The sequence below is a fragment of the Amycolatopsis sp. cmx-11-12 genome (genome assembly GCF_046269425.1).
Classification (GTDB): Bacteria; Actinomycetota; Actinomycetes; order Mycobacteriales; family Pseudonocardiaceae; genus Amycolatopsis.
The window spans coordinates 40104-51419 of record NZ_JADNQM010000050.1 but is presented as its reverse complement, the minus strand read 5'-3'; the positions used below and the strand labels follow the sequence as shown (position 1 = coordinate 51419).

Sequence of the window (11316 nt, the reverse complement as noted above, 5' to 3'; positions counted from 1 at the left end):
CGCGACCGAGCCCACGACTCCAAGACCGCCCGATCCTCACCACTGATCACCAAACCCGACGAAGGCATGACCCATCATCGCAAACCCACGACCGTAAACCAACTAACGACGCGCGACACTAGTTGCGGTCCTTGCGTACGCATACATCGCAACTAGAGGGCTACTTGCTTCGGGAAGCGCACGACGCGTTGCGGCTCGCTTGCCGCTCCCAAGTACACGAAGGCCCCCTTCCTTGCGCCTAGGTACAGGAAGGGGGCCTTCACGCGCTTGGGCTTGGTGCCCTGGCGCAATTAGAGGACTACTTGCTTGCCTCTGGCGGGCGACGTCCCAAATCCACACAGTCGCAGCCCCGGGGTGCCGGTGATCGTTGGGTACGGGGCTCACGACGTCGTGAAGGCCTCCTTCCCTACTCTCAAAGTAGGGAAGGAGGCCTTCACGGACTTCCGGCCCTCACCGCAAGTAGTCCTCTAGTTGCGGTAGATGCGCACGCAAGGACCGCAACCAGAGGACGAATTGTGTGGGGGAGGGTGGACGTGGAGCGGGCCCGCACCGTGCAGCATCGGCGCGGGCCCGCAGTTTCAGGGGAAAGGGACGTCAGAAGGCCGCGGTGATCCGCGTGAAGTCCCAGTCGTTCTGCGCGATACCACTGCAATTCTCGGCGACCCCACCGTTGGGGCAGCCCCGGTCACGGTTGGCCGACCAGAACGCGAGCCTGGCGATCTTGTTCGTCTTGGACCAGTCGGTGATCCTGGTCCAAGTGTCGAGACTCGTCAGTTCCCGCTGGTCCGAAAGGCCGTTCATCCCGCTGATGCCCAGGTGGCTGTACGCCGTGGCGTCGTTCCACCCGAACGTCGACTTCAGCTTGTCCCGCAGGCCGTTCGCGGCGTTGATGGTGTTCCCGTACATGTCCGCGCCACCACCGAAGTCGAACGGCATGATCGTGTAGACGTCGATCCCGGCGTTCAGCGCCTTCGACTGGTCGATGAGCCGGTTGCCCCAGGAGTTCGGGCCGCTGGTCGTCGTGCCGAAGGTGAGAATGGTCTGGATACCGGGGTTATTCGCCTTCACGATCTTCAGCGCGTTCAGGACACGATCCTGCACGACCGCGTTCTCGAACTCGTCGGTGTTCTCGATGTCGATGTCGATCGCCTTGAGACCGTAGGCGTCGATCACCTTCTGGTAGGCCCCGGCGAGCAATTCCGGCGTCGAGCAGTTCGGGCCGAGCTTGTTGCCGCTCCACCCGCCGAAGGACGGAACGATCTGGCCGCCCGCGGCCTTGATCTGCGCGATCGCGTTCGCGTCGACACCGCCCTGCAGTGGACGGCTGCCGTCCCAAGCGGGATTGCAACCACCGGAGGACAGGATGAACGCCATCGTGAACCACTTGATCCCGGTCGCGTTCATGACCGTTTGCGGGTTCGGCGGACTGCCCCAGCCCATGTACAGATACGGCGCTCCACGGCCGCCGGGCAGCGGCGGGTTGCTCGTGGTCGTCGTGGGCGGGTTCGACGTCGACGTGGTGGTGGTCGGTGTGGTGGGGGTGGTCGGCGTCGTCGTCGGCGTGCCGCCGCCCGGATCGCAGGAACCACCGTTGATCTTGCAGTTCGCCGGGGCGACGTAACCCCCGGAGTACTTGACGTTGAACCCGAAACTGGTGCTGCCACCGTGGGAAAGGTTGCCGTTCCAGGTGTTCTTCACCGTCACGTGCTGGCCGGAGACGGAGTAGCTGCCGTCCCACAGCGAAGCGATCGAATGTCCTGAGGGGAGGTCGAATTCGACCGTCCACGTGGGAAGGCTCGATCCCGACTTGTTGCTGATCGTGTACTTGCCTTCCCAGCCGGAGCCCCAATCGGAGCCCTTGCTGAAGGCGGCGCCGACGCCGCCGGCCGCGGAGGCCGGCGCGATCACGAGGACCGCGCCGACCGTTGCGGCAGCGGCGGCCAGGCCGATGGCCTGTACCCAAGTCCGCTTGACCACTGTCAAACCTCTCAGTTCAGGCCGTTGCGCATGGCCGTGACGAGTTCACCGTTGCCGGTGTCACCACTGAGTTCCCAGAAGAACGCGCCGCCGAGACCCTGGTTCTTGGTCCAGCCCATCTTGGAGTTGATGGTCGCGGGAGTGTCGTAGCTCCACCAGTTGTTGCCGCACTTCGCGTACGCGGTGCCCGCGATCGTGCCGGTCGACGGGCAGCTGTTCTTCAGGATCTTGTAATCCTCGATGCCCGCTTCGTAGGTGCCCGGTGCCGCGCCGGTCGCGGTACCGCCCGGAGCGTCCTGCGTGACCCCTGTCCAGCCGCGGCCGTAGAAACCGATGCCCAGCAACAGTTTGTTCGCCGGGACGCCCTTGGCCTTGAGCTTCTGGATGGCCTCGTCGGAGTTGAAGCCCTGCTGTGGGATACCCGGGTACGCGGTCAGCGGCGAGTGCGGGGCCGTCGGGCCCTTCGCTGCCCATGCGCCGAAGAAGTCGTACGTCATGACGTTGTACCAGTCGAGGTACGCCGACGCGGGGCCGTAGTCGGCGACGTCGAGCTTGCCGCCGCTGCTGGCGTCCGCGGTGATCGCGGCGGTGACCAGGAACGAGGAACCGAACTTGGTGCGCAGCGCCTGCGACAGGTCCTTGATGGCGCCGGGACCGCTGGTGTCACAGGTCAGGCCGCAGGCGTTCGGGTACTCCCAGTCGATGTCGATGCCGTCGAAGACGTCGGCCCACCGCGGGTCCTTGATCAGCTTGTAGCAGGAGTCGGCGAACGCGGCCGGGTTCTTCGAGGCCTGGCCGAAGCCGCCGGACCAGGTCCAGCCACCGAACGACCACAGCACCTTCAGGCCAGGGTACATCTTCTTCAGCTTGCGCAGCTGGTTGAAGTTACCGCGCAGCGAACCCGCGTCCCAGCTGTCCGAGACACCGTCCACACTGGACCCGGCGTCGTAGAACTTGTCGTAGTCGGCGTAGGTGTCGTCGTTCGCGGTGCAGGAACCGTTGGTGACGTTGCCGAACGCGTAGTTGATATGCGTCAGCTTGGCCGCGGAACCGGAAGTGTGAATGTTCTTCACGTGGTAGTTACGTCCGTAGACGCCCCACTGCACGAAGTAACCGAGGTTCTTCTTCGCGCCCGGGTTCGGGTTCGTGGTCGTCGTGGTCGGCGGGTTGCTCGTGCTGGTCGACGTCGGAGGATTCGACGTGGTCGTCCCGGTGGTCGTGGTCGGCGTCGTCGTCGGGGTGCCGCCACCCGGGTCGCAGGAGCCGCCGTTGATCTTGCAGTTGGCGGGCGCGGTGTAAGCGCCGGAGTACTTGACGTTGAAGCCGAAACTGACGGTACCGCCGTTGGAAACGTTGCCGTTCCAGGTGTTCTTGACGGTCACGTGCTGGCCGGAGACGGTGTAGCTGCCGTCCCACAGCGAGGCGATGGAGTGCCCGGCCGCCAGGTCGAACTCGAGCGTCCAGGAACTGAGGCTTGAACCCGACTTATTGCTGATCGTGTACTTGCCTTCCCAGCCGGAGCCCCAGTCCGACCCCTTGGTGAGCGAGGCTCCGACCCCGCCCGCCGCGCTGGCCGGGACGGTCACCAGACCGACAGCCAGCGCCGCGACGGCCGTGAACAGACCGATCAGATGCCATCTTTTTCTCGACATTTCACTCCTTACAACCCGGTGCAGGGAAATGATCTTGGAGAGGATTTCCTCAATGGGAAATCGGCGACATCGCGTTGCCGCGGCCGAGGCCGGGCAGGCGGGGATGCGTCTTCATCGACCACCTCCATGCGGAAACGCTTTGTTGCCGGAGACGCTACGTGGTCTGGACCAATATGGGAAGCATCACTACGCAGAGTGGTGATTTTCCTGCGAACGGCCTAATACGTTCGACAGCGTTAACCGTTCACAGGTTCGGTGTGGTTCACCGACGAGGCTCGTCCAATTCGCCGAGCCGGGCGATATTCGCCGATTCGTCCGCGTCCGGCGCGATACCGGAAAGGAAGACCTCGGTGATTTCGACGGCCACGTCGGGGGAGAGCCGTTTGAGGCTCAGTGCCAGCACGTTGGCGTCGTTCCACTTGCGCGCGCCCGCGGCGATCCAGGTGTCCCAGGCCAGCGCCGCGCGGACGCCGGGGACCTTGTTGGCCGCGATGGCCGTGCCGGTCCCGGTCCAGCACATCACCACGCCGAAGTCGGCCTCGCCGTCGGTGACCGCCTTGCCCACCGCCGCGCCGAGTTCCGGCCAGTCGTCCGACGTCGCCGGGAGGATCACCTCGTGACCGGCCTCGGCGAGGAAGGCCCGGACGGCGTCCGTGGTGGCGTTCCGGTCGTCGGCCGCGAAGGCGATCTTCATGCCCGGAATCGTACGCCGCGTCGACAGGTGACGAACCGGAAGTCATGGGAGGATCGCGGCGTGGACCCGTCTGCGGAGGAGCGCCAGGTCCAGCGCGACCAGGAGGTCGCCAGGACGCGGATTCTCGACGCCGCCGCCCGCCTCGTCGGCGAGACCGGCTTCGCCCGGCTCAAGATCGGCATGATCTGCGCCAGGACCGGCTATCCCAGCGGCGTCGTCTACCAGCTGTTCGGCTCGAAGGAGACGCTGGTGCAGCGGCTCGTCGAGTTCGCGGCGGAGAAGTTCGCCGACGTCTTCAGTGCCGCCGTCGCCACCAGGACCGGCGGGCTCACGCCCAGTCCGATGGACATGCTGCGCGCGCTGCTGGACATCTTCTTCGAGCTGCTCACCGACATGCCGCCGCTGAACCGGGCCTTCGTGGTGTTGTGGACGGACGCGACCGTCGGAGATCCGGCCGTGCGGTCGGCGATGACCGAGGCCGATCGCCGGTACCGGTTCGCCATCGCGCAGACCGTCGCCGCCGGGATCTCGGACGGCTCCATCGCCGGTGTCCGTGACCCCGACGCGTACGCGGCGGCGCTGGTGGGGCAGCTGAGGGGGATCGCGGTGGCCGCGATCATCGATCCCGGTGGCATCGATCTGCGTGCCGTCCGCGCGGAGATGGAGTACGCGGTGGACCGGCTCGTGGCCTAAACCTTGGTCAACTCGGCCGCGCCGAAGGAGACGTCGAACCGATCGCACCAGATGGTCACGCTCGAATAGCGCGCCAGATCGGTGCCGGCCGGCAGGGTGTAGTTCTGACTTCCCTTGTTGCCCTTGAGTTTCCCGGCGCTCACGTGCGCGCCGTCGTCGAAGACGAACCAGCCGTCCTTGCCGGGGATGACCGGCGCGTCGGTGAGCCAGACCCGCAGATCCGGGCCGTTGCTCGTGTCGAGGTTCTCCAGGCGCAGCACCAGCGATCCGTCGGCCGCGCGCAGGATCCGGACGCCGCCGCTGGTCGTGTGTTCGTGGCTGATCAGCTCGCCGGTCGCCACGATCGCGGGTTCTTTCGGTGCGGGCGCGGCACTTTCGGAGACCGGAGCGGAGGTCTGGGCGACTGGCAGGGCTTCCTGCACGGTTTCGTTCACCCAGAGCTTCCACGGCTGGAACCAAGAGAGGCCCGCGGCCACCGCCACCACCAGTCCGACCGCCACGACGGCGAGCACCCGCTTGCGTTTCATGACTTCATTCAACCGCGTGCGGCGCCCGAAACGCGTTACCGAACTCTTACGGCGTGAGCACCACCTTGCCCGCGACCGTCCCGGATTCGGCCAGCCGCATCGCTTCCGCGACCCGGCTCAGCGGCAGCCGCGCCGCGACCTGGGCGGTGATCGCGCCGTCCTTCAACGCCGCGAAAACCTGGGTGAGATCGGCGCGCAGGCGGGCGCGGAAGCGGTTCTTGGCGAAGGAACGCCCTGCCCAGACGTTGAAGAAGTACGCGCTGCGGCCGTTGGGCAGGCTGTTCCACAGCATCACGCGGGCGAGGATCTTGAGCACGGGCAACTGCTTGGAGCCCTCGTCGTCACGGGTCGCGGCGCTGCCGTAGGAGACGAGCGTGCCGCCGCGGGCGAGCAGCTTCCACGACGCGGGCACGCTGGCACCGCCGACGTGGTCGAAGACGGCGTCGACACCCTCCGGCGCGAGCTCGCGGACACGGGCGGAGATGTCCTCGGTGCGGTAGTCGATCGGCATGACTCCCCAGCGCCGCAACGCTTCGTGGTGCCGTTTCGACGCCGTGCCGATCACCTGCACGCCCGCCTGCGTGGCGAGCTGGACCAGCAGCGAGCCGACGCCGCCGTTCGCGCCGTGGACCAGGATCGTCTGCCCGGCGCGGACCTTGGCCTTGCGGTGCAGCATCTGCCAGGCGGTGATGCCGTTGACCACCGCGGTCTCGGCCTCCTCGGCGCCGACGCCGTCCGGGACCTCGACGATGTCGGCGGCGTCGAGGACCACGTGGCTGGCCCAGCCGCCGACCTTCGTCAGCGCGGCGATCCGGCGGCCGGCGAGCGCGGGGTCGACCCCGTCACCGGTCGTCAGCACCGTGCCGACGAGGTCGTAGCCGGGGACGAAAGGGAAGGGCGGCTGGTCGTAGTACTTGCCGCGGCGCATCTGCTGTTCGGCGAAGGAGACTCCGGTCGCCTCCATCGCGATCACGACCTGGCCGGGGCCGGGCGCGGGCAGCGGGCGTTCCCGCAGCTCCAGGCCTTCCGGCTCGACCTTGCCCGGCAGTACGACCTCGGTCAGCGTGCTCATCTCGATCTCCCTGATTGCTTGTCGTGTCCGTTAGAGCTTGTAATCATAGTGAGCACTGCTCTCGGAAAAGTCAAGTGGGGTCACGTCTGGGTTTCGGTGCCTTGACCGGGTTGTCGCCGCTTGACACGATTGCCGATCTGAAAACGGCATATCGGACGGAGGCCCTTCGATGGGTTCGGCGATGTTCTCGGTTCTCCTGCCGATAGCGCTGGCACTGGTCATGTTCGGATTGGGACTGACCCTGACCGTCGGCGACTTCACGCGGGTGCTGAAATACCCCAAGGCGGCCGTGATCGCGCTGGTGTGCCAGATGATCGTGCTGCCGGCCATCTGCCTCGGCCTCATCCTGCTGTTCGGCCTCGACGGGGTGCTCGCGGTCGGGATGATGCTGCTCGTCGCGTCACCCGGTGGGACGTCGGCGAACCTGTTCAGTCACCTCGCCGGCGGTGACGTCGCCCTCAACGTCACCCTCACGGCGATCAACTCCGTGCTGGCCGTGTTCACCCTGCCGCTGGTGGTGGGCCTGTCGATGGCCGGGTTCCTCGACGGCGGCGCCTCGGTCGGGCTCCAGCCCGCGAAGTTCGTGCAGGTGTTCGCGATCGTGCTGATCCCGGTCGTGATCGGGATGGCGGTGCGGAGCCGGTTCACCCACTGGGCCGAACGGATGCGCAAACCGGTCAAGATCGGCTCCGCCGTGGTGCTCGTGCTGGTGATCGCGGCCGCGATCGCGCAGGAGATCCAGACCCTGCTGGACAACATCGGCACGCTCGGGCCGGTGGCGCTGGCGCTGTCCGTGCTCAGCCTCGCGATCGGGTACTACGTGCCGCGCCTGTTCCGGGTGGACCGCGGGCAGTCGATCGCGTCCGCCATGGAGATCGGCGTGCACAACGCCACTCTCGCCATCGCCGTGGCGATCTCGGTGCTCGGTGACGAGAAGATGGCCGTTCCCGCCGGGATCTACGGCGTGCTCATGTTCTTCCCGGCCGGGATCGCGGCGTTCCTGTTGTCGCGCAGTCCGGAGAGCGCGCGAGTCTGAGCGTCGGTCGCCTACTGGCGCCGGTCACCTGAAGTACAGGAAGGCCCCCTTCCTTGCGCCTAGCGCAAGGAAGGGGGCCTTCCTGTACTTGGGAGGGTAAGGCTCACCCGGCCGGAGTCGAGAGCTGGACGTACTCGGGGGTGTCGTCCACGCGCACCCGCAGGATCGGCACCGTCTTGTTCACCGGGTCCCCTTTGTCGTCGAAGGAGATCATGCCGCTCGCGCCGGGGACCGCGAGCTTGCCGTGTAAGCGGTTCTTGGACTGGAGCACGTCCTGCGCGGTCACCTGGGCGGGCGCGGTCCTCGGGATGCCGCGGATCGCCCACACCACGGTGAGGACGGCGTCGTGGGAGAGGATCGCGATGCCGTCGTCCAGCCGTTCCTTCGGGAACACCGCGCGAAAGCATTCGGTACAGCCGTCTTCCTGGAAACTCGCGACCGCCGCGGGGTTGAACACCCCCGGTTCGGTGGTCCACGCGCTGGGGTGGGCCAGTCCGGGACCCAGCACGGTCACCTTGGACTCCAGTCCCCGGCGCATTTCCGCGCTCGGCGGGCCGACCAGCGCCAGATCACCGGTCAGGACCGTGATGGGCCTGCCGAGGCACGGGCGTTGCGCCAGTCCCGCGACGAAGGAGGAGAGATGGTTTTCGCGACCGGCGAAGTACACGACTTCCGCTTCGTTGCCACAGATGTTCGGCATCATCTGCAGGAACGTGTTCTCGATCCCCGGCAAGCTGGAGTCGTACACCTCGGTGCGCCCGACCATCCGGTGGGTGTCGTCCGCGAACTTCTCGGTGAACGCCTTCGCGAGCGTCTTCGGGTACAGATCGCCCGGGTTGGCGTCCTGCACCAGCGTCGCCGTGTGCGCGGTCTGGCGGACGTAGCCCGCCGCGGCCATGCCGTAGGTGGAACTCGTCGGGGACACCCGCAGGAAACCGGGGATCTCGGAGAACTCGTCGGCGGCCACGGGTGAGGCGACGACCGGGATCTTGTGCTGTGACAACCGTTCGATGGCGTCGCGTGCCGAGCCGAGACTCAGCCCGATCCCGGTGACGGCGACGAGGCGTTCGCGTTCCACGCGGCCGACGAGGTCGTCCACCACGGGTTCCCACTGGGTCAGCCTGCTGCCGGGATTGGCCAGCAGCAACCGGATCAGCGGGAGACTGCCCCAGGAAGTGGTGGTGTTCGCCCGGCGTTGCGCGATGTAGGCGCCCTGGATCTGATGCCGCACCCACTCGGCGGACAGGATGTCGTTCTCCACCAAGGTCATCGGCAGCATGACCGCGATCGTCACCGACGGTTTGCCCGAGGCGGCGACCGATTCGTTCTCCTTGCGGATGTGGTCCTCCACTCCGGACAGTTCCGGGGAGAACACGTAGCTTCCGTCCGTGACGCCGACGCATTCGGCGTGCTCACCGCGTTTTTCCACCCCGTCGGCGCAGCTGCGCCCGGCTTCGTCGATCGCCGGGACGACGACGAACACGACCACGAGTGCGGCGACGAGCAGGAGCACACCCCCGCCTGCCATCAGCCACTTCGACCACGTCGGCCGTGGTGGTCTGATCCGCTCGCTCCGTGCGGTCATCGGTATCTCTCCGCCCTCTCGTGCAACAGGATGGATCCCCGTCCCCGGCCGTGCGCCAACTGGTGGAAACCGCCTTCGATGGTCGAATTCACCGTCTCGCCAGGGTCCCCGAGCGGATCCGCCGCGATCCACAGCGCGACCACCAGCCAGGACAGGGTGGTCTCCAATTCGCCGTCGGCGTTCCCGGCGTGCGCCTCCAGTTGTTCGTACGGCGCGACGGCCGGGTCCAGCCGGTTGGGCGCCGAGGTGATGACGTCGAGTTCGGCGAGCCACGCCTCGGCGGCCGCCACGTCGAACTCCACCTGGTCATCGGCGAACGGTTTGCTCAGGTGCGTGACCACCGCGTCGACGTTCTCCAGCGCCAGATCGTGATAGCGCGCCGCCACGGTTTGGCCGTGTTTCTCGTAGAAGTCGCGGCACCGGGTGTGCACCCGCTCCCAGTTCAGCGGGTGATGATCGGCGCGAGAAGCCAGTTCCTGCAACAGGATTCGGCGCAACCAGGGATGCAGGACATACTGGAGTTCCTCGCCGGGTTCCGCTCGCAGCCACAGGAGATCGCCGAGCTCCTTGAACAGCGCGCCTTCCTCGGTGGCGTTGCGCAGGTCGACGATGTTCTTGTGGAACAGCGTTTCCACGTCGCGCGCGGCGCTCGCCGTGACGAGGTCCTGCCTGCTCGGCACCGGAAGGTCTTGCAGCAGATAGGACTGCGCCGCGGCGAGCAAGGTCGTCTCGGCGCCGTCTTCGGCCGTGACGCCGGTCCGCAAGGAGGTGCGCAGGACCGCGGGGTCACGGGAATCGTAGAGCTGCGCCGACGCGCCGAAGAGGGTCGCGACGGCACCGGGGTGCCCGTCGGTGAGCCGGTACAGGAACCGCGGCAGCCTGGACGTCGGGTGAATGTCGCCACGGGCGACGATATCCACCACGTCGTCCTCGGAAAGCGTGCCGAGTTCGAGGAGATACCACGGATACCAGCGTGGGTCCTGGCCCGCCGTCCAGTCGGATTCCACATCGTACGGTTGCCGCGGCGACGGCGCCGGAAGCCCGTCCGTCCGGTGACCGCTCGGCCGTCTTCGTCGCGGCGCACCCCGCTGCGGGGTCAGCAGCGACCAGCTCTCGTTCCAGTCCGGATTCCAGCGGCGGCTGGTGGCGATCACCACCAGCGGATCCGGCTCCCCACCGGAGCGATGCCGCGCCTCCGTCAAGGCCCGCAGGAAGACCTGACCGCCCGGGGTGTGCGCGTTGTCCAGCAGGACCACGCTGTTGAGCGTGCGGCGGGACCGGTTGACGCCCTGATACGCCAGGCGCAGATCGGTGAGGAAGGCGTCGCAGAAGATGCCGTCGACGGCGGCGCGGTCCTCGTCGTCGCCCCGTGAGTGCTTGGCGATCTCGATGAGGAAGTCCTCGTGGTTGCCGGTGTTGGCAGGCAGCGCCTTGATCTTGCCGAGCAGCCGTCGCCTGTTGTACCAGCCGAGTCCGCGCAGCAGCAGGTCCGTGGCCTCGGACCAGCCTTTGAACCCGCCGGCCGGAGCGACCCCGCCGACGAGGCGCACCACGTCGACGATCGTCTCCCGGTTCTGTTCGAGCGGCTGGTTCTCCACCAGCAGTTCGCGGATCTTGCGCAGCGCGGCCCGGCGGTCACGCAGTTCCACCGGCGCGCTCAGTACGAGCATGCACAGCCACAACCGGGGAAACGCCAACCGGCCGAACTGTTTCCGGTGCCTGCCGAGGTCGAACGCGAGATTCGCGAGCAGCTCCCGTGGCTGGATGTTCTCCCGTTCGTGCCGTTCGAAATCGAGATAGGCGTGCGGAATTTCCTCGCAGCGCTCGGCGATCGAGTCCAGTAACGCCGACTTACCGGTACCTCGGGCGCCGAGCGCGACCACGATGGGCAAGGCCCGGCTTTGCCCTTTCGGGCGAGTGAGCAGTTCTTCGACCAATCCTCCGGTAATCGAGCCCAAACCAGATATGCGGGGTATGCCGGCAGGCATCGGCCCCCCTCCCCGCGCGGCTCCCCGATTCGACCGCGCCCGCTGATGAGCGTCGACTATAGACAGCCGATGGCGTAACCGCAGGAAATCCG

The 11316-nt window shown here is 66.8% G+C and carries 9 protein-coding genes; 2 read left to right on the top strand and 7 right to left on the bottom strand.

The features are described 5' to 3' along the window. Positions 1-594: 594 nt before the first annotated feature. The 3 genes from ACLARN_RS40185 to ACLARN_RS40175 form a co-directional block, all read right to left on the bottom strand. On the bottom strand, positions 595-1950 hold the full coding sequence (locus ACLARN_RS40185; protein ID WP_409496720.1) for a cellulose binding domain-containing protein: 1356 nt from the start codon (positions 1948-1950) through the stop codon (positions 595-597). A gap of 38 nt (positions 1951-1988) precedes the next feature. After that, positions 1989-3629, bottom strand: a complete 1641-nt coding sequence (locus ACLARN_RS40180; protein ID WP_409496718.1) for a glycosyl hydrolase family 18 protein — start codon at positions 3627-3629, stop codon at positions 1989-1991. 262 nt (positions 3630-3891) lie between these two features. Further along, entirely contained in the window at positions 3892-4323 is a 432-nt protein-coding gene (locus tag ACLARN_RS40175; protein WP_409496717.1) for an RpiB/LacA/LacB family sugar-phosphate isomerase, read from the bottom strand. Between the two features lie 60 nt (positions 4324-4383). On the opposite strand from ACLARN_RS40175, the gene ACLARN_RS40170 reads away from it, so the two are divergent. After that, positions 4384-5016, top strand: a complete 633-nt coding sequence (locus ACLARN_RS40170) for a TetR/AcrR family transcriptional regulator (RefSeq protein WP_409496716.1) — start codon at positions 4384-4386, stop codon at positions 5014-5016. Here ACLARN_RS40170 and ACLARN_RS40165 read toward each other — a convergent pair. Both ACLARN_RS40165 and ACLARN_RS40160 read right to left on the bottom strand, forming a co-directional pair. Beyond that, positions 5013-5543 (bottom strand): DM13 domain-containing protein, encoded by a 531-nt coding sequence (locus ACLARN_RS40165; RefSeq protein ID WP_409496715.1) that lies wholly within the window; start codon positions 5541-5543, stop codon positions 5013-5015. The genes ACLARN_RS40170 and ACLARN_RS40165 overlap by 4 nt on opposite strands. Positions 5544-5589: 46 nt before the next feature. Continuing rightward, the gene (locus ACLARN_RS40160) at positions 5590-6615 is read right to left on the bottom strand and encodes a medium chain dehydrogenase/reductase family protein (protein ID WP_409496714.1); all 1026 of its coding nucleotides are present in this window, start codon (positions 6613-6615) and stop codon (positions 5590-5592) included. Positions 6616-6784: 169 nt separating this feature from the next. On the opposite strand from ACLARN_RS40160, the gene ACLARN_RS40155 reads away from it, so the two are divergent. Continuing rightward, on the top strand, positions 6785-7651 hold the full coding sequence (locus ACLARN_RS40155; RefSeq protein WP_409496713.1) for a bile acid:sodium symporter family protein: 867 nt from the start codon (positions 6785-6787) through the stop codon (positions 7649-7651). A gap of 103 nt (positions 7652-7754) precedes the next feature. On the opposite strand, the gene ACLARN_RS40150 is transcribed toward ACLARN_RS40155, so the two are convergent. Beyond that, the gene (locus ACLARN_RS40150; RefSeq protein ID WP_409496712.1) at positions 7755-9236 is read right to left on the bottom strand and encodes a hypothetical protein; all 1482 of its coding nucleotides are present in this window, start codon (positions 9234-9236) and stop codon (positions 7755-7757) included. Further along, on the bottom strand, positions 9233-11128 hold the full coding sequence (locus ACLARN_RS40145; RefSeq protein WP_409496711.1) for a hypothetical protein: 1896 nt from the start codon (positions 11126-11128) through the stop codon (positions 9233-9235). The genes ACLARN_RS40150 and ACLARN_RS40145 overlap by 4 nt, the downstream gene beginning before the upstream one ends. Positions 11129-11316: the final 188 nt, after the last annotated feature.

Bases quoted from the DNA above. Each gene is read 5' to 3' on its own strand.
- ACLARN_RS40150 (WP_409496712.1), bottom strand. From the start codon at position 9,236: ATGACCGCACGGAGCGAGCGGATCAGACCACCACGGCCGACGTGGTCG.
- ACLARN_RS40180 (WP_409496718.1), bottom strand. From the start codon at position 3,629: ATGTCGAGAAAAAGATGGCATCTGATCGGTCTGTTCACGGCCGTCGCG.
- ACLARN_RS40165 (WP_409496715.1), bottom strand. From the start codon at position 5,543: ATGAAACGCAAGCGGGTGCTCGCCGTCGTGGCGGTCGGACTGGTGGTG.
- ACLARN_RS40160 (WP_409496714.1), bottom strand. From the start codon at position 6,615: ATGAGCACGCTGACCGAGGTCGTACTGCCGGGCAAGGTCGAGCCGGAA.
- ACLARN_RS40175 (WP_409496717.1), bottom strand. From the start codon at position 4,323: ATGAAGATCGCCTTCGCGGCCGACGACCGGAACGCCACCACGGACGCC.
- ACLARN_RS40155 (WP_409496713.1), top strand. From the start codon at position 6,785: ATGGGTTCGGCGATGTTCTCGGTTCTCCTGCCGATAGCGCTGGCACTG.